The sequence below is a fragment of the Shewanella sp. FDAARGOS_354 genome (assembly GCF_002209245.2).
Classification (GTDB): domain Bacteria; phylum Pseudomonadota; class Gammaproteobacteria; order Enterobacterales; family Shewanellaceae; genus Shewanella; species Shewanella xiamenensis.
Map to the genome: position 1 here is coordinate 2,427,691 of NZ_CP022089.2, position 18,783 is coordinate 2,446,473.

Sequence of the window (18,783 nt, forward strand, 5' to 3'; positions counted from 1 at the left end):
CATCTGCAACTCTTCTCACCTTGGGCTAATTCACATTAGCCGCCGAAGTCATCCAATAGGATGTTTTCGTCTTCGACACCAAGATTTTTCAACATACCGATCACGGCCGCGTTCATCATTGGAGGTCCACACATGTAGAACTCACAATCTTCTGGCGCTTCATGGTCTTTCAGGTAGTTTTCATACAATACGTTATGGATGAAACCTGTGTAACCATCCCAGTTATCCTCAGGTTGAGGATCGGACAGGGCCACATGCCATACGAAGTTGTCGTTTTCAGCCGCTAAGCCGTCAAAGTCTTCTACGTAGAACATTTCACGCTTAGAACGTGCACCGTACCAGAAGCTCATCTTACGCTTAGACTTCAGACGCTTCAGTTGGTCGAAAATGTGTGAACGCATTGGTGCCATACCCGCACCACCACCGATAAACACCATTTCTGCATTGGTATCTTTCGCGAAGAATTCACCGAATGGACCAGAAATAGTAACTTTATCGCCAGCCTTTAGGCTCCAAATGTAAGATGACATCTTACCGCATGGTAAGCTCAAGTTACGTGGAGGTGGCGTTGCGATACGCACGTTTAACATGATGATGCCGAACTCTTCTGGGTAGTTAGCCATTGAGTAAGCACGGATCGTTTCTTCGTCAACTTTAGATTCAAGATTGAAGAAACCAAAGTGCTCCCAGTCACCACGGTATTTTGCTGGTACGTCGAAATCAGCATATTTAACATGGTGTGCTGGCGCTTCGATCTGGATGTAACCACCCGCACGGAACGGAACAGATTCACCATCAGGAATTTGCAGCTTCAGTTCTTTAATGAAGGTAGCCTTGTTATCGTTAGAGATAACAGTACATTCCCACTTCTTGATACCGAAGATTTCTTCGTCAAGCTCGATTTCCATGTCGTTCTTAACGTTCACCTGGCAAGACAGACGACAACCTTTACGGGCGTCACCCTTGCTGATGTGGTCCAATTCTGTTGGCAGAATATCACCGCCGCCAGACTTAACCACTACGCGACATTGGCCACAAGAACCACCGCCACCACAGGCACTCGATACGAAGATACCGTTGTTCGCCAGCACGCCTAACAGCTTGCCACCGGCACCGGTTGTAATCGCTTTTTCAGGATCGTCGTTGATGCCGATCGTGATGTCACCGCTAGACACTAGCTTAGATTTAGCGAATAAAATCACTAACACTAAGACTAGGACGATAGCAGTAAACATACTCACACCGAGGTAAACCTCAAGCGGAGTAGATTTAAAAATACCAAGAATATCCATTAACTTATCCTTAGAAGGTCCAATTCAAGAAGCCGTTTGGTGTCTCTTACAGAGACACACCAGAAAACGACATGAAACCTAAGGCCATTAAACCAGCGGTGATAAAGGTAATACCTAAACCACGCAGGCCATTGGGCACATCGGCATACTTCAGCTTCTCACGGATACCGGCCATCAATACGATAGCTAATGCCCAACCTACTCCAGAGCCGAAACCAAACACCACACTTTCGCCCAGTTTGTAGTCACGCTCAACCATGAATGATACCGCACCGAAAATCGCACAGTTCACAGTGATCAGAGGTAAGAAGATACCTAACGCGTTGTACAAAGGAGGAAAGTACTTATCCAGTGCCATTTCCAGAATTTGAACTAAAGCCGCAATCACACCGATAAAGGTAATGAATTTCAAGAAGCTTAAGTCAGCTTCAGGTGCACCAGCCCAAGCCAGTGCGCCAGGCGCTAACAGCCCTTGGTAAATAACTTGGTTAGCAGGAACAGAGATAGTTAACACTACAACTACCGCAATCCCTAGGCCCATCGCGGTAGTCACTTTCTTTGATACCGCTAAGAAAGTACACATACCTAAGAAGAAGGCCAGTGCCATGTTTTCGATGAAAACAGAGCGAATTAACAGGCTAATATAATGTTCCATCTCAATTACCCTTTTGCTTCAACTTGCTCTGGCTTATAGGTACGAATAATCCAAATCAGCATACCGATTAGGAAGAACGCACTTGGTGGCAGTAATAGCAAACCATTTGGTTGATACCAACCACCATCAGAGATCTTGTGCAGGATTTCAACACCGAACAGAGAACCGTTACCAAACAGTTCACGCACGAAGCCAACGGCTAACAGAATCGCACCGTAACCTAAACCGTTACCGATACCATCCATAAAGCTCATCATTGGTGGTGTTTTCATCGCATAGGCTTCAGCGCGTCCCATTACGATACAGTTCGTAATGATAAGACCCACGAATACCGATAACTGCTTAGAAATCTGATAAGCATAAGCCTGCAGCAATTGGTCAACCACAATTACCAGAGAGGCAATAATGGTCATCTGCACGATAATACGTACGCTACTAGGAATATGATTACGGATCATTGAGATAAACAGGTTCGAAAACGCTGTTACCGCAGTTAATGCCAACGCCATTACCAGTGCAGTTTCGAGCTTGCTCGTTACCGCTAACGCACTACATACACCAAGGACTTGTAATGCAATCGGGTTGTTGTTGACGATAGGTCCAGTCAGAACCTGTTTCAGTTCTTTAGCGTCAGACATTAGCTGAGACCTCCATTGCGTGCTTTTTCAATGAAACTCGCAAAACCTTCTTTACCTAACCAGAACGTCAGAGAGTGTTGAACACCGTTACTGGTCAGAGTCGCGCCGGATAATGCATCTACACCGTATTCAGTGCTAGCAACAGCGGGGTTTTTGGTTACGCTGATCGCAATATTACCTTGCGCATCAAATAACTTTTTACCATGCCATTTCGCTTTCCACTGAGCGTTTTGGACTTCACCACCCAGACCAGGGGTTTCGCCTTGCTCGTAGTAAACTAAGCTTTGAATCGTGTTCAGATCAGCATCTAACGCGAGGAAAGCATACATAGTCGACCACAAGCCATAACCATGGATAGGCAGGATCACACTGGTTAACTTACCTTGATCGTCGCGAACCAGATAAACCACTGCATCTTCTGAAACACGCTTAACTGAAGCGATATCGTTTTCAGGTACAAATGAGGTTTTCACATCGCGAGACGCTTTGCGTTGATCAAATGTATTGGCGTCAACACCTTCAACCCAATCACCAGTTTTTAAGTTAACTAACTTAGCTTCGATATGCTTACCGTAAGTTTCCAAAATTTGCGCTTTAGTCACTTTACCGGCTTTAGTGTCAATCAGACCCGCAGCTTCCAGAATGTACTTTTGCTTATCAAGCAGTTTATTTTCTGCTTGAGTTGGGCGCAGTAATACTGCCGCAGTCGACACAAATATCGCACAAATTAGACATAAGCCAACGACGATAAATAGCGTTCTTCCGAACGAATCTCTATTACTAGCCACGAGCAATCCTCCGCTTGATATTTGCCTGAACCACGAAGTGGTCGAACAATGGCGCGAACAAGTTAGCAAACAGAATCGCTAACATCATGCCTTCTGGGAACGCAGGGTTAATCACGCGGATAAACACAGCCATTGCACCAATCAAGATACCGTATGCCCATTTAGCTTGGTTAGTGAATGACGCAGACACTGGGTCAGTCGCCATAAACATCATGCCAAATGCAAAACCACCTAACACTAAGTGCCAGTACCAAGGCATTGCAAACATTGGGTTAGTGTCGCTACCCACAACGTTCAGCAGCGTAGAAATGGCAATCATACCCAGCATTACACCACCCACGATGCGCCATGATGCGATACGGGTATAGATGATGACCAAACCACCTAAAAGAATCGCTAGCGTAGACACTTCACCGACAGAACCTGGAATGAAACCGAAGAACGCATCCCACCAGTTTTGGTTGAAGGCATAATCCAAATTGCCCGCAGCAGCTTGACTCAGTGCAGTCGCACCAGAGTAACCGTCAGCCACAACCCATGTAGTGTCACCAGACATGTTCAATGGGTAAGCGAAGAACAGGAATGCACGACCGGCAAGCGCTGGGTTTAAGAAGTTACGCCCTGTACCACCGAACACTTCCTTAGCCACAACCACACCGAAGGTGATACCTAGTGCCACCATCCATAATGGAATCGTTGCTGGCAAAGTTAAGGCGAACAGGATAGAGGTAACGAAGAAACCCTCGTTAACTTCATGACCGCGGATAGAGGCAAACAACACTTCCCAAATACCACCGACAGCAAACGTCACTGCGTAGATAGGTAGGAAGAAACAGGCGCCATACCACATTAATGCTGGCCAACCAGAGTTTGCTGTCAGTTCAGTACCGAACATGCCAAACAAGCTCACTTGCCATACATCTGGGGTCGCAAAACCGGCAATTAATGCGAGTTGTGCTTGTAAACCTACGTTGTACATACCGACGAACATCGCGGGAAATGCACAGGCCCAAACCGTAATCATCATACGTTTTAGGTCAAGGTTATCGCGAACATGGGTTTTTCCCTTGTTCACTTTACCTGGCGTATAAAAAATGGTGTATGCCGCTTCGAATAGGGCATAAAACTTTTCGTATTTACCGCCTTTCTCGAAGTCGGGTTCAATACGTTCGAAAAAATCTTTCAAGCTCATTAGCCTTCCCTCTCGATCGTATCTAAACAGTCACGCAGATATGAACCGTAGTCATATTTGCCTGGACATACGAACGTACACAGTGCGAGATCTTCTTCATCTAACTCTAACGCGCCTAGGGTAGCCGCACCGTCAAAGTCACCCGAAATCAGGTCACGCAGTAACATTGTAGGAAGAATATCCAGAGGCATTACACGCTCAAAGTTACCGATTGGCACCATTGCACGGTCCGAGCCACCAGTGCTCGTTGTCATATTGAACAAACGAGAAGAGCTTAAGTGACCAAGGAATGCGCGAGTGATAGAGAACTTGTTGGCGCCAGGCAATACCCAACCCAAAAATTCTTTTTCAGTACCTTCTTCAAGCAGACTGACCTGCATATGGTAACGGCCTAAATATCCTTGAGGACCAACTGCAGTACGGCCATTCAGCACAGAGCCTGAAATGAAACGCACGTTACCATCTAAGGTTTCGCCAGCAGTCAACTCAGTCATGCTTGCACCTAAAACAGTGCGAACCAAACGTGGCTTAGCTGCTTTAGGACCGGCAATTGCAACCACACGTTCGGTATTCAGTTGACCCGTCGTAAATAGCTGACCAATGGCTATTACATCTTGGTAACCGACATGCCAAACAGTACGTTTTGCAGAAGCTGGAAGTAGGAAATGGATATGAGTACCAACAAGACCTGCAGGGTGAACACCGGCAAATTCTTCAACTTGGGCATTAGCAGCAGGAATATCGGCGCCAGGCGCTTTGCAAAGGTAAACTTTACCTTCGGTTAGTCTTGCTAAGACTTTAAGACCATTAGCAAAATCTTCTTTATGCTCGCGGATCACCACAACGGGATCGGCAGCATGGGGTTGCGTATCAATGGCGGTTACAAATATACCCGCAGCAGAAGAATCTACGGCTGGCACTTTGCTGAAAGGACGAGTACGCAATGCAGTCCATAAACCTGACTCAATCAGGTTGTCACGGACCAGTTGCGAGTCAAGCGTATCAAGAGCAGTGGCGTCATACTTAGCAAAGGAAACGCTTTCGTTACCTTCCACTTGAATAACAACAGACTGCAGCACACGCTGGGCGCCCCGGTTAATGTCTAATATAGTACCACTGGCTAAAGCCGTATATTTTACGCCAGGATTTTTCTTATCTTCGAAAATCACCTGACCTTTTTGTACTTTATCGCCCACTTTGATCTTCATCGTTGGACGTAAGCCAATATACTCTTCACCCAAAGTAGCTACATGTTTAATGGCTGGGCCATTATGGATAACTTGCTCTGGTCCGCCTGCTATAGGCAGTTCCAATCCTTTCTTAATTGTAATCATATCCACAAGCACTACGTTTTGAAGGAAAGACAATGCGCCGCGTTCCTGCTAAATACGTAGGTTTTAAACAAAACCTACTGCATTGAGCTAGCGCAGATTTATCACAGAAATGCGATCGCAATCACGCTGGTCGCGCGCATTTTACCCCAATTGCCGTGCCATCGCCACGAAAATTATAGGTGTTTTCAAACCTAAAATAAGGATTTAAAAGAATCATGCACTACAGCGTTCACCTTCCGACCGAGTGAGGGCTCAGAAAGAGAGAGTATTACGGTCACTAAATACTATAACATTAATTTTAAAAGAATTAATTTAGCAAAAGGTCGATATATCAAGATAACCAGAAATATAAATACCTTTTCGCTTTCTTGCTGAACAATCGTCAAACAAGATTTAACTCAGTTTAGAAACGCCATTGATAGCCCAAATAGCTGATCCGTCCATTTTCTACTCGAATTCCGCTATTTGATGCTGAGGTTACCAAGGACTCATCAAGTAGATTTTCGACCCGAACATACAATCGATGGTACTTATCAATATCGTAATTAGCCGCTATATCGGCACGCCATTGACCGTCAACACGCTGCAACTCACTACCATACTGACTGAAATCACGCTCAGATTGATAAGCAGCGACAAGGTTTAATTGATATTGAGCGTATTCAATCCCCGCGCTCAATTGCAATTGATGCTCGGGTAACCAAGCCAGTTTGTCGCCCTCCAGGACGCAGCCTTGGATATCTGTGCAGGTGCTCGTCTGATATTCAGCGCTAAGATACTGATAACTTAAGCCTAAGGGCAATTCAAATTCACCCAGCATCCACTGATAACCTAGGCCAAGTTCAATCCCATAGCTGAGCACATCAGGAATATTCTCTTGGGTGAGTAGACGAGTATCAACACACATGGAATAGCTATCACAATCAACATGCAGATTATCAAATTCTTGCACATAGGCGCGCAAATCGGCCTTAATCCCCTCGCTCGCATATTGGGCGCTAACTTGATAATGGAGTGACTCCTGTGCTTCCTGAGTAAGATTGCCTGCACTCGCGGCGGCCCACGCTCGGCGGATATCAGTACTAAAGCGCCAATCGCCAGCGTCATACAGTACACCAAATTGTGGCATCCAATCGCTATCGGAAAAGTCAGCCTCATCAAGCCCAGCAAAGACTAAGCTAATCTCACGATTGACACTGACATGCTCATAAGTAAGCCCTAACTTGATTTGCATACCTTGCCAACGCCATAAAGAGTCGATTGCCGACGTCAGCGCAGTGGCATCATCGGTATAGGCTAACACCGAGTTAGACTCATCACGCACTATACTTCTGTCCGCTTGCCACAAAGCCGTTTGATCACCGAAACGCATTTCGGCTTTATCGGTATGATAACGAGCACTATAGGTAATTTGATGCTCTCCATATTGGTTTATCGCCTGAGTCTGAGCACCAAACGCACTGTAATCATTATCTTGTACCAACATATTGATATCGTCACCATTAACACTGGGATTTCGGTCAAAGGCGGCAATGTCGTAAAGCGTTCCCAAGCCAATATTTTGCCCATTAAACGCGCCAAGCTGATCCAGTTGTTGTGAATATGATTGATAGTAAAAGTCGCTAATCACTCGACTGTCACCCAAATCCACTTGATGTGATAACTGGTATTTATGCTGTCTCCCTTGGTGGTTATCTTGTGCTGTAGCGGAATATAGCTGTAATGAATCTTGCTGCCAGTCGGCAGCCGTTATCCCAAGCAATGAGCGATAACTATCGTCATCGATAAATTGATAGGTAAATTCAGTTTGCTGTGGACTGCGAGCACCAAGCAAGCTCGTGGCGTTGACCTTAAATAAGATATCCGTTTTTTTTCTGTCAGCATCACTGCCGTTTAAAAAATTCGCATCGCCTTGTTGTTTTAAATAATTGGCGGCAAATAAGGCTCCGTATTCTTTTTGCTTAACGCCCCAACGCAGGCCAGCATTTACATCGGAATCTGTTGTCCCCTCAATTTGAACACTGCCGGATTGCGGGCGCTCAATAATGTTAAGGCTTTGATAATCCACAACCCCAAACGCTCCCTGACCACCAACAGCCATATTGGCCAGTGGTGTAGTCGTCACACTTTGCTGTAATAAAAGATGGGGTAAGAGTTGCAGTTGAGGGGCTGAGTACTGAAGGATCCCCTCATAAATCAGCCATAGCATAGCCATATTTGAGCAACTGATTGGCGAATAATACCCAGGCCGCCAGCAATTCTTTCTCCGTGATTTGATAATCAGGCCGCCTGAGCACCTCCAATCCCAAGCGAATCGTTGAGAGTACCGTTCGATGCCCAATGGTATTGGCCTGAAAATGCTTATCCCAGCCCTGTTGCTGTGCGTGTAAACCAACTAGCCACAACAGGCATTGAACCATCAACGCTATCAGTAGGATGATGTCGAATCGCTCTGGACTGTTGGTACGACTTTGGCGTAAGCCAAAGCCGTATGCCGGGCTTTTGAGGTCACGAAAGGTTTCCTCTATTTGCATACGTTTGGCGTACAGGTTTACCAGCTGCTTTGGGCTCCGAGATTCTGGTGGTAAATTGCTGGCTAACACCCAAGGCTCTTTCGCCGATGTTGAGTACGTTTTTGCCGATGGATGGTGGCAATTAGTCCTCGTTGAACGCTGATTTGTACGCCCCTTAGGTTTGCTACGATAAAGCGTGAGATGGCAATTGATAGGGTTAGTTTTGGTCAAGGTCTTACAACCCAGGCTCTTCGCTTGACCGTTGGCCAAGTCATGTGTACTGCGAACTGCACGCCAATTTTCAGCGCCAATATCTGCAAATTGAACTGTACCGCGAATACGGCTTAGCCAAAACCAACCATGCGCCTCAACCTCTTTGTACCAAGGCACTTTGAACCCCGCGTCAGTCACGATGAGAGGGGTAACATGCAAAGGTAAAATCTTGGCTAAGTCCGCTAAAAAACCGTTGTGGGAGGCCTTAGAGCATTGTTCTGATAGGGGATAGGACTTCTCATACAGGGTAATAGAGCGGCCATTGAAGGCTATTGAGGCGCGCAGAGCCATGATGCGTTTATGCTCTCGGATGTCTGACCAATCGACGAGCACAATCGGCATAGGGTTACCAGAACAGATGAGGCTGGCATGCCATTGGTAGACAGCTAACCGTTCTTGATGCAGATGCGTGTTGCCGAGCAAACGATCAATGCGCTTGATGTTGTGCTTGGTTCGGGCCGTGGTTGGTAAATTTCGACCTAACTCAGTCAAGGTCAGTGTCTTACATTCAATCAGTGCCTTAGAGGCCAGCATCAAGCTGTTTAATCGTTTTAGGTGAAGTTCTGGGCAGTATTGGTGTAAAGAATGTTGTAGGATATTGGCTTCGCGCATCTTGTTGTCCAAGTGTAGTTTTTAGCGAAACCATTTGATCATGCAACAAGATGCGCTTCCACTCTAATTTGATGATTTATTTGTAAATCATCAGGGGATTCTTCAGGGCTGAGTAAGGCGCTGGTGAGAAATACACCCGATCTTGCATTACAGCGACACCTTGGCTGGCAGAACGCATACTGATATTGGCGGAATTGCCACTATGGTCGGCTCGAAGCAAGGTTAAGCTATTAAGATTGCTTAATTGCATCGCATCATCGCTGGAATGGTACTGATCATTGAGCTTGGCTAAATCGAGCGTTTGAGAATAAAGGGGATTTGCATTGAGTGAGTTAGCGTAAATACAGGAAACCGCCAGCGCGGTCAGCGACATGACAAAATAGCGACTTGGCATACCAAGCTCCCAAAATTTTTGTTAGCGTACGGCGTTTGTTGTTATTTTGTAAAATAGCGGAATTAGTTCGAAAAAAAAAGCGACTAATGTCGCTTTCTTGACGCTTTCGCGTTAAGCCCATATTTGCGGCTTAGAGTTTACCTAAAATCTCATCACTGAGTTTTAAATCATCGTTGCGGTTAACACTCACACCAGCAGCAATAATATTGCGTGCAATTTCCTGTGCTTGCTCCAAAGAGTGCATCTCGTAGGTACCGCATTGATATTCGTTCAGCTCAGGAATTTCAGATTGTTCAACGACTTTCAGCACATCTTCCATAGAAGCAAGCCAAGCATCCGCCACTTGATGTTCAGTGGGCACACCAATCAGGCTCATATAAAACCCAGTGCGGCAGCCCATTGGCGAAATATCAATAATTTCCACATCATTGCCATTTAGATGATCACGCATAAAGCCTGCAAATAAATGTTCCAAAGTGTGAATACCACGCTCGCTAAGGATATCTTTATTCGGCGCGCAAAAACGTAGATCGAATACTGTGATCGCATCACCTTTGGGGGTAGTCATATGTTTGGCGACACGCACAGCAGGTGCATTCATTCGAGTATGGTCAACAGTAAAGCTATCAAGTAATGGCATAGGGATCTCCAAATTATCAGGGCGATACAACGCCACTGTCGCTATCTATTTATATGAGTGCAAGCATAACACCAAACAGTAACAAGTTAACGCAAGATGAAATCATCTCATATCAGTAAGGTGCTAATATGAACATTTTGGGTAAATAGCCATCATTAATGCTGTCGTTGTTGGCTGTAGGCATCTTCAGAAATCTTATGGTATTCACGCACGCCTTGCTCATAAGCATGATAAGCCCTATAGACTTTGTCCATCATGGGATCTTGTTGCGCCTGCTCTGCAATCACCTGTTGTGAGATCCGTTCAAGTTCAGTTAACACAGCAGACGGAAACGCCTTAAGCTCTACCCCTTCCTCTTTTACGAGAGTTTCAAGTGCACTGACATTACGCGTGGTGTATTCATCCAACATATCTTGATTAATGGCACGCGCAGCCGTCTTAACGATGGCTTGCAAATCTTTAGGCAGATTCTCAAAAGCATCCTTGTTAATTAAAAACTCCATATTGGAACCTGGTTCATGCCAACCGGGATAGTAATAATATTTAGCCACTTTATGTAAGCCAAAAGCGAGATCATTCACAGGCCCAACCCACTCAGCCGCATCGATTGAACCCGTTTGAAGAGCACCATAGAGTTCTCTTCCTGGCATATTGACGGGCACAGCACCGACACGTTTAAGCACCTCACCGCCTAAGCCTGGCATGCGGATCTTCAATCCTTTAAAGTCAGCTATCGTATTAATGGGTTTATTAAACCAACCACCCATTTGCATTCCCGTATTGCCACCAGCCAGAGGGATAATGCCAAAGGGACGATAGACTTCCTCCCACAGCGCCATGCCACCACCATAATGTAACCAGCCGTTCATCTCTTGTGCTGTCATCCCAAAGGGAATTGAAGAAAAAAACTGGGAGGCGGGGGCTTTGCCCTTCCAATAATAGGAGGCTGCATGCGCCATCTGGATTTTACCTTGGCTAACGCCATCGAATACCGCAAAGGCAGGCATTAATTCTCCCGCGCCGTAGACGCTAATGTGCAATCGGCCGTGGGACATCTCATCGACAAGCGTGGCAAAACGCTCAGGGGCCATGCCTAACCCAGGAAAATTTTTTGGCCAAGAAGTGGCTAAACGCCATTCAATCACCTCTTTAACAGGAGGCCTTTCAGCAATGGAAATAGACTCCGCATGTTGAGATGAGGGATTACAGCCAGTCACGCCAAAAAACAATACCGCTAATAACAGCCCCCCCAAATAACGCATCACGCACTCCCCGCAACAAAAACTGTTAACCACATGAAAAATAGCACTCTTTTTGTAGAAAATAGGCGCTTAACTCGATAAATAGAACATATTGTTAACACAGAATATTCGACAGGGGAACCTAAGAATGAGACCAATTTGACTTAAAACAAAAAGCCACTTTAATAAAGTGGCTTTTTGTTTTAAGCATGTCCCGTCCTAAATAGCGATAATTAGCCGCGACAATTGGGGGTTTTAGGCACCTCGACGTTCGTCGCCCATTCACTTTGAGTAAAGGTATGAATAGATAGCGCGTGGACACCATTAGCTAACTCATCGGCTAAACAGTTGTTCACCAAGCGATGACGGGCAAGCAAACGGAGCCCTTCAAATTCATCGCTGACCACCACAACTTTAAAGTGAGTCTCTGAATTAGGAGGTACATGATGACGATGACTTTCGTTAAGCACTTCTAAATAGGTTGGTGAGAAGCTCTCAGTTAACTTCTGATTGATGGTCTCAGCCACTGTGCTCTGCACTTGGGTATTGGACATATTCAACTCTCAATATGGGTAAATCCAGTGGCCGCAGAGTACTGCTTCAAGTATAAAAGATCAAATTTCAGCGCCCGTTTTGCAACTTAAAACCCAACAAATCCGACAACATTTTGAATTCAATAACCTTTCAATTACCCATGATAATTAACGATAAGTTGCCTAAATGTGTAGTTCCAACGAGGCTCTGTGACCTTTAGGCGCTTAGGTACACTGTGCAACCAGTCATGTTGCATAGGCCAGTGCATAATTAATAAATCACCACTATGTAAACTAATCGTGTATTTAAGCTTGCTATGTTTATGTTTAATCACAAAATCACGAGTCGCACCTAAGCTGATGGAGGCAATATCGCTGCCGTGGGCAATTTCAGGTTCATCATCACTATGGGCCCCCATACAATCCTGGCCATCGGCGTAACGGTTAACTAACACCCCATTACTGCCAAGGCTAAAATCTCGCTGCAATTTATCGCGTAATTTTTGCAGATACTGAGGCCAAGGCAAGGCGCGAATAAATAGCCCCGAATACATATAGTCACATCCCAAATCGCCATACCAAACCTGCTGGCGAGGGATCGAATGGTATCGTCCAAACACTTGAATTTGCGGGCGAGTAAGCGGATATGATTGCGCCTCATTAATCAACGCATTTTGCTGCGCCTTACCTAGATAATCCCGTACTAAGGTGATAGGTGGTTCGAGTTGTCCAATATCTAGGCTTTCGATGGCAAGCACATCATCAGGTGTATCCAAAGGATAATCCTCAAATTCGAATCCTAATTCAGCTTGTTTCATACTCCCACCTTATGCACAGTTCGCCCTTTCGACAATCAGCCTAACGCCAATGATAGTAATGTTTTACGTAGGTTTGCGCAGCGTTGCGAGTCAACAGTGTATCCAGCCTCAGTCTGAGGATTCAAATTTGACCAGTAAACTTGGCTGCCATGGTACGGCATCAAAGACATACTTCAAGGTATACAAACTAAGGCAAACATCGCAAGCGGTCATGAAATCTGCGATAATCAGCGCCTTATTTTTATTGGCACAACACAACATGACGACACAATTTTCAGTAGCAGGAATAGAACTCGAACTATTTCGCTATCCCGCATCGCAGGAATCGAATCTTCAAGCGTGGGATGCCGCAGACGAGCATTTAATCAATAGTTTGATTGAAGGTGAACAACCAGCTGTGCCAACGGCCATTATTAACGATAGTTTTGGCGCCTTAAGTTGCGCCCTCTCGCGTATCAATCCCAACTGGCCGCTTCGCGTTGAAACCGATGCCAGAACCAGTTTTTTAGGTGCAGAGCAAAATCATCATCACAATCAGTTGCCGATGGATAACCTGCAATGGTTTACCAGTCGCGACACCTTGCCTCAAGATGTCGCCTTAGTGTTGATGAAATTACCGAAGAATCTCACCTACTTTGCCCACCAGCTCATGCGCCTGTCGCAGGTATTACCCGCTGGCTGTCGCGTCTTAGTTGGCGCAAAAGCCAAATCAATCAACGCGAGTTTACTGGCATTATTTGCTAAACACTTGGGGCCAGCGAGCGCCAGCCTTGCTTGGAAGAAAACCCGCGTGATCACTTGTATTAGTGATGGTAAGCCAAGAACACTGCCAAATGAAATCATTTGGGATATTCCAGAGTTTAACCTGAAAATCAGCAATTTAAGCAATGTCTTTGCCGCCAACAAGCTCGATATTGGCGCACGAATTATGCTCGATAATCTGCCAAAAGGTGAATTTAATACGGTTGTCGACCTTGGCTGTGGTAATGGCGTGCTCGGACTTCGTGCCGCCCAATTATATCCCAATGCCGATATCCATTTTATCGATGACTCCGAAATGGCTGTTGCCTCGGCAAAGGCCAATTGGACAACCAATCAACTCCCCGAAGGCAAAGGACATTTTCATTGGGATGATTGCATGAGCCACTTTCCCGATAATGTAGAGCCTGATTTAGTGCTGTGTAATCCGCCCTTCCATCAAGGTGAGGCCATTACCGATCATATTGCTTGGCAAATGTTTTTAGATGCCCGTCGTCGGTTAAAAAATGGTGGGATTTTACATATAGTGGGCAATCGTCACTTGGCTTATCATGTGAAATTACAACGCTTATTTAAAAACTGCACCACCGTTGCCTCAAATGGCAAATTTGTCATCCTGCAAGCCCAAAAATAGTCCTTTCTTCACCGCGAAACTGGCGCTAGCGATTAGCGCTGTTTTCGCAAAATTAGCTCAGATGCTCATCATCAGAATGTTCTGAACAGCGGCTTTTAACTAGCCGCCGCCCTAAGTTGTCAGTACAATCCGCGAAAGCAAATACATAAAACTAAACGACTTAGACTTTTATGTACCTGATTATATGGATAGCGTATTTAGGATACTGATATGCCGTTAAAGGATGACGTAGAGCAACTCAAGGTAGAATTGACGCAATTAACGTTGCAGCACCTCGCGCAGCAATCTTCACTTGACCGCCAACTAGCTGAGTTCTCAGCCAAACTCGATACCTTAAGCTTAAAGCTTGAACAGCAAAATAATGGTTTCATTCACACGAGCGGCATAACTGAGCAATCTGCTACCGAGTCATCCCCGATTGCGATCACAACAGATACCTACGCAATGGCGAGCCATGCCGCTCTGCAGTCCGAAACGGTTTCACATCCTATTGAGTCACAAGCCCCTGCCACGTCACCTTGGCAGGATGATCCATGGCTGCGCCAAACTAACCCGCGCTCTCGCGAGCAACATGATTCGCCACAAGCCACTGATTTCGAGCTGATAAAGCAAACTAGGGTAGAACTAGGTGTTCAAGCAACAAGCCAAGTTGAAGCCCAAGTAGAAGCCTTTTTATCGCAAGGTATTGCCGCAATAATGGCTCCCTTTGTGGCCATAAAAGAACAGCTAAAAGGCTTCTATCAACATTATCAAGCGAAGGGCTTGGGGCCAGTGTTTTTAATGACTGTGGCCGGCATTATTACCCTCACCCTAGGTTTTGGTTATCTGCTGCAATATTCCATCAATCACTGGTTTTCTGAACTCGGTAAAGCATTACTCGGTTTTGGCTGTGCAAATGCGATTATCGCTGGCGGCATTTTTATCCGTCAAAAACGCCAAGGTATGGCCGACTTTGGCTCGGGAATCGTTGGATTAGGGCTGATCTTAAACTATCTGTGCGCTTATTTTATTGGCCCCTATTTTGAGATTATTCCCAACGGCGCCAGCTTTATTCTATTGCTGTTGATTACCTTAGCGGGCTATGGCCTTTCAATGCGCCTCGATGCTAAAGTCATTGCGGTCATCGCCTTAATTGGTGGCTCAACGGCACCAATGATGCTGTTATCCCAAAGCTATGCGCCGCTGCTATATATTCCCTACTTACTGCTGATTGGTACTGGGGCATTAGCACAAAGCCGCAAATTGCAGTGGCCATTACTGTTTGAAATGACCGCCTTATTACATATCGCTTGTATTGAAGCCTTCAGCTATTTTGTCGATTTACCACTCCAGCAATGGCATGGCGAAACGGTGCTGGCCGTTGTGAGTCTTAACGCCCTCTTTTATCTCTATGGGTTAGCTGGGCTTATCGTTAACTTATCGACAACATCACTAAGCCATAGGGTATTGGCGCTGCCGATTGCGTTATTGGCTTTTGTGATCTTTGAGCTGACACAATTTACTGAGTTTGCAGGGGAAATCTTTATTGCTAATACCAATTCCATTAACTAACTGGTCAAAATTGTCCATGGTCTAGTACACAATTCTATCACTCTTGCTTTCTTCTCAATGAAGGTATTCCATGCGATAGAGCACTGTTCGACAATATCGTCATAACCACTAAAACAACGATTGGCCAACACATTTTGACGCAGCCATTGCCATACCTGCTCTATTGGATTCAACTCCGGTGAATAAGGTGGCAACTTGAGAAGCGTCAGATTATCAAAGTCATCGGCCAAATCCTGTTGATGCCAGCCTGCGCCGTCCATGATGACCAGCGCATGGCGCCCAAATGCGGTGGCGGCTGAAATCAGTTTTAAATGCTCGTTCATATATTCGCTATTGGCATGCGGGGCAATAATCGCTTGTGTCGCCCCCGTTGCCGGACACACGGCGCCATATAGATACGCTGATTCAAATTGTTGCTGCTTGACGGCCCGTGGACGGGTCCCTTTCTCAGCCCAAATACGGGTGGTGGTATTCTGTTGGCCAAAGCGGGCTTCATCTTGAAACCAAACGTCAATGCGATCGAGTGCAACGTGCCCAGGTGTGTTAAGGATCGTTGCCATCCGGAAGTTTTTTAAAAGCCTCTTGTATAGCCTCAGATTGTTTCGGGTGGCGAGAGCGAGTGGTAATCCATGAGAAGCCAAGTTGATGCAGCAAGCGGTAGATATTTGCTTGCTTGAACGTCACACCAAATTCAGACTGAATAAATAGGCCGACATCCTTGGCCATCAACCTGCCACCTTGTTCAGATAGACTTCTGTGCTGTACGAACGCTTTAAGCTTAGCTTGTTGTGCGATGGACAGTGTCGCAGGACGGCCCGGATTGGGCGCATCGTCAAGGCCAGTCAGCCCATGGGTTAAATAGGCGGTGACCCAGCGATTGACACTGGTTCTACTGACCTTAAGCATGCTTGCGATGGCGGTACGAGAATGACCTTCAGTGAAATGGAGTAAGGCAAGATAGCGCATACGTTTGCGTGCACTTTTCTCCGATTTTACTAAGGCTGCGATGTGGGGATTATTCATATTTTGTATGATTAAAAACTGATGACCAATTAGATCACATAATTAATATAATTGGTATAACGCACTAGTCTGCGTAGGACTGTACCTTAAACTTAACAATCGGCTCGCTAAATCCCAATCTAGCCTCTTGCTAGTGTTTGGCGGAAGCTTTGCCGCCTTTGCGGCACTTTATCTGGTAAGCCATGATTTCTTAGGGTTAGTATTGCTACTCGAGGCAATATTACTGTTGTGGATTGGACTCAACGAAAAACTGATTTCAGTGCGCGCCGAAGCCTATGTCTTGCTAGTGATGGGACTGGCGCTCAATGCCCACAGCCTACTCTCGGGCTTGACCTTACTCGAACTCGGCGGCTTATCGCCAGTGGGTGCCCTTGGCTTCCCCCTTATCGCGTTAGCTTTAAGTGCTGGCGGATTATTATTTATAATCAATCAATTAAAAACTAATGAATCAACACTCTCCACCTTAGAAGGGCAACTCTGTTATCTGCTAAAAGAAAGCCTCAGCGGGTTTTATGTCGCGACCCTATTAGTTGCGGCTTATCTTATCAGCAGCGATTACTACCTCGCAATTGTGCCACTCCTTAGCCTGTTACTCTTGTATTTAAGTAGCAAAGACAAACTAATGGCCAGTGAGTTTGCAGCTTGGCTATTGCTGCTGCCATTGTTATTTGCCGTAATCGAAGGCATTACCCTCTCCGGCAGCATGAGTTTTAGAGCGCAACCGCTGATGGCCAAGCTGGCACGAATTGAACTATTCGCCGCCCTATTATTAACCCACTATTGGTATCGCAAATACTATCCCTCATCCCTATTTGCCCAAGCTGCCAAGCAGATACAAATTGGCTGCTATCTTCTTTTACCACTGCTTTTATTGCCAAAAGTCATCCGCAATTACTGGGAGTTTACCGCAGCTGCACTCTGGTTTAGTGGCTTGTTTAGCCTTGGCTTAGCCTATGTGATCAAACATAAAGCCCTTAAGATTGAAGCTAAAATTCTAACTTGGCTTGCCGTACTCACCACAGCGAGCTTATGCCTGTTTGAAATCTGGCAAGGGCTTATTGCGCTGCTGATTGGCATGCTTGTTATGGGATTTGTACTCATTCGTTATCGCACTCTCCCCGACAGATGGCGTCTGCTATTGACCCTTCAATGGCAACTGAGTCCCTATTACTTTGCACTGCCGCTGACTGTACTTGTCTATGGATTAAATCGCACTGATGTGGTGGCTTGGTCGATGACGGCTTTAGCGCTCAGTGGCTACTTTGCACTATTACTCCAAAGAGGGGCTAACCATACGGGTGAAAAGACCAGCTTATTCGGTCACATTGCCAGTGAAATCCAAGCCGCAGTGCGCTCAAGCTACAGTCTTGCCTACGGTCTTTGCCTTGGCTTAGCGTTGCTGCCTATCCTGCTGCATTTTGAGATATCGTTGAGAGTAGATTTGAATAATGCGTTACTGATCCTCTGCGAATTTACCGCCTTAGCATTGCTTGCCACGCTGATATTACGCCGCGGCGTTGCTATCCGTTTACATCGACGCTTCTTACCGCTGCAATGGTTGAAATGGGGTTGGCATGGGTTACTTGCGCTCAGCTATCTCACCTGGAGTTATGTATTTGATACCATGATTGCCGCGCCGCTCAGTGCGATTTTATTAGTGGTGCATGGCAGCGTATTAATGTTTATCAGCTTAAAACCCCAACATTCGGACATGATCCGCCTCGCCGCAGGGCTCTTTACCTTAGCCACGCTCAAGGTGTTATTGCTCGATATGGCGTCCTTCGAGCTGGTGCAAAAAGTCATCGCCTTTATGTTGATTGGAGTGATTTTACTGACCGTATCTTACTTCTATCAAAAGGCGCGTAATCGCCAACAACAAGCAAATTCGTGAGT

15 protein-coding genes and 2 pseudogenes are annotated in these 18,783 nt (G+C 45.9%); 3 read left to right on the top strand and 14 right to left on the bottom strand.

The features are described 5' to 3' along the window. Positions 1-35 precede the first annotated feature (35 nt). The 13 genes and pseudogenes from nqrF to CEQ32_RS11080 form a co-directional block, all read right to left on the bottom strand. Positions 36-1,292, bottom strand: a complete 1,257-nt coding sequence (nqrF, locus tag CEQ32_RS11020) for an NADH:ubiquinone reductase (Na(+)-transporting) subunit F (protein ID WP_037427058.1) — start codon at positions 1,290-1,292, stop codon at positions 36-38. A 46-nt stretch (positions 1,293-1,338) separates the two neighbouring features. Next, a complete protein-coding gene (gene nqrE / locus CEQ32_RS11025; RefSeq protein ID WP_006080469.1) occupies positions 1,339-1,947 on the bottom strand; it encodes an NADH:ubiquinone reductase (Na(+)-transporting) subunit E in 609 nt (202 codons plus the stop codon). A 5-nt stretch (positions 1,948-1,952) separates the two neighbouring features. Next, positions 1,953-2,585, bottom strand: a complete 633-nt coding sequence (locus tag CEQ32_RS11030; RefSeq protein WP_037415013.1) for an NADH:ubiquinone reductase (Na(+)-transporting) subunit D — start codon at positions 2,583-2,585, stop codon at positions 1,953-1,955. Beyond that, on the bottom strand, positions 2,585-3,373 hold the full coding sequence (locus CEQ32_RS11035; RefSeq protein WP_037415022.1) for a Na(+)-translocating NADH-quinone reductase subunit C: 789 nt from the start codon (positions 3,371-3,373) through the stop codon (positions 2,585-2,587). Before CEQ32_RS11035 ends, CEQ32_RS11030 begins: the two co-directional genes overlap by 1 nt. Then, positions 3,366-4,565: an NADH:ubiquinone reductase (Na(+)-transporting) subunit B gene (locus tag CEQ32_RS11040; protein ID WP_037415023.1), complete on the bottom strand. Its 1,200-nt coding sequence runs from the start codon at positions 4,563-4,565 to the stop codon at positions 3,366-3,368. The genes CEQ32_RS11035 and CEQ32_RS11040 overlap by 8 nt, the downstream gene beginning before the upstream one ends. Continuing rightward, on the bottom strand, positions 4,565-5,899 hold the full coding sequence (locus CEQ32_RS11045) for a Na(+)-translocating NADH-quinone reductase subunit A (RefSeq protein ID WP_037415063.1): 1,335 nt from the start codon (positions 5,897-5,899) through the stop codon (positions 4,565-4,567). Before CEQ32_RS11045 ends, CEQ32_RS11040 begins: the two co-directional genes overlap by 1 nt. 403 nt (positions 5,900-6,302) lie before the next feature. Beyond that, positions 6,303-8,114: a TonB-dependent receptor domain-containing protein gene (locus CEQ32_RS11050; protein WP_226871902.1), complete on the bottom strand. Its 1,812-nt coding sequence runs from the start codon at positions 8,112-8,114 to the stop codon at positions 6,303-6,305. Further along, positions 8,089-9,297, bottom strand: a complete 1,209-nt coding sequence (locus tag CEQ32_RS11055; protein ID WP_001206290.1) for an IS4-like element IS10A family transposase — start codon at positions 9,295-9,297, stop codon at positions 8,089-8,091. Before CEQ32_RS11055 ends, CEQ32_RS11050 begins: the two co-directional genes overlap by 26 nt. Positions 9,298-9,403: 106 nt before the next feature. Next, positions 9,404-9,691 (bottom strand): annotated as a pseudogene (locus CEQ32_RS11060) (TonB-dependent receptor); the annotation flags it as partial. A 130-nt stretch (positions 9,692-9,821) separates the two neighbouring features. Next, positions 9,822-10,331: an S-ribosylhomocysteine lyase gene (luxS, locus tag CEQ32_RS11065; protein ID WP_037415025.1), complete on the bottom strand. Its 510-nt coding sequence runs from the start codon at positions 10,329-10,331 to the stop codon at positions 9,822-9,824. A 155-nt stretch (positions 10,332-10,486) separates the two neighbouring features. Beyond that, positions 10,487-11,593, bottom strand: coding sequence for a TRAP transporter substrate-binding protein (locus CEQ32_RS11070; RefSeq protein ID WP_122040761.1), 1,107 nt, complete (start codon positions 11,591-11,593; stop codon positions 10,487-10,489). Between the two features lie 212 nt (positions 11,594-11,805). After that, positions 11,806-12,126, bottom strand: a complete 321-nt coding sequence (locus CEQ32_RS11075; protein WP_037415031.1) for a BolA family protein — start codon at positions 12,124-12,126, stop codon at positions 11,806-11,808. Positions 12,127-12,260: 134 nt separating this feature from the next. Further along, a complete protein-coding gene (locus tag CEQ32_RS11080) occupies positions 12,261-12,923 on the bottom strand; it encodes an alpha-ketoglutarate-dependent dioxygenase AlkB family protein (RefSeq protein WP_088586014.1) in 663 nt (220 codons plus the stop codon). A gap of 259 nt (positions 12,924-13,182) precedes the next feature. Here CEQ32_RS11080 and CEQ32_RS11085 point away from each other — a divergent pair, with 259 nt between their 5' ends. Next, entirely contained in the window at positions 13,183-14,316 is a 1,134-nt protein-coding gene (locus tag CEQ32_RS11085; protein WP_088586981.1) for a methyltransferase, read from the top strand. A 210-nt stretch (positions 14,317-14,526) separates the two neighbouring features. Then, positions 14,527-15,849: pseudogene (locus CEQ32_RS11090) on the top strand (DUF2339 domain-containing protein); the annotation flags it as partial. 14 nt (positions 15,850-15,863) lie between these two features. Here CEQ32_RS11090 and CEQ32_RS11095 read toward each other — a convergent pair. Beyond that, positions 15,864-16,890, bottom strand: a protein-coding gene (locus tag CEQ32_RS11095; protein WP_088585529.1) for an IS630-like element ISSpu8 family transposase whose coding sequence is annotated in 2 segments (ribosomal slippage) — positions 15,864-16,439 and positions 16,441-16,890 — 1,026 coding nt in all. Because the reading frame shifts where the segments join, the coding sequence is not laid out codon by codon here. A gap of 133 nt (positions 16,891-17,023) precedes the next feature. On the opposite strand from CEQ32_RS11095, the gene CEQ32_RS11100 reads away from it, so the two are divergent. Beyond that, on the top strand, positions 17,024-18,781 hold the full coding sequence (locus CEQ32_RS11100) for a hypothetical protein (protein WP_413776994.1): 1,758 nt from the start codon (positions 17,024-17,026) through the stop codon (positions 18,779-18,781). Positions 18,782-18,783 lie beyond the last annotated feature (2 nt).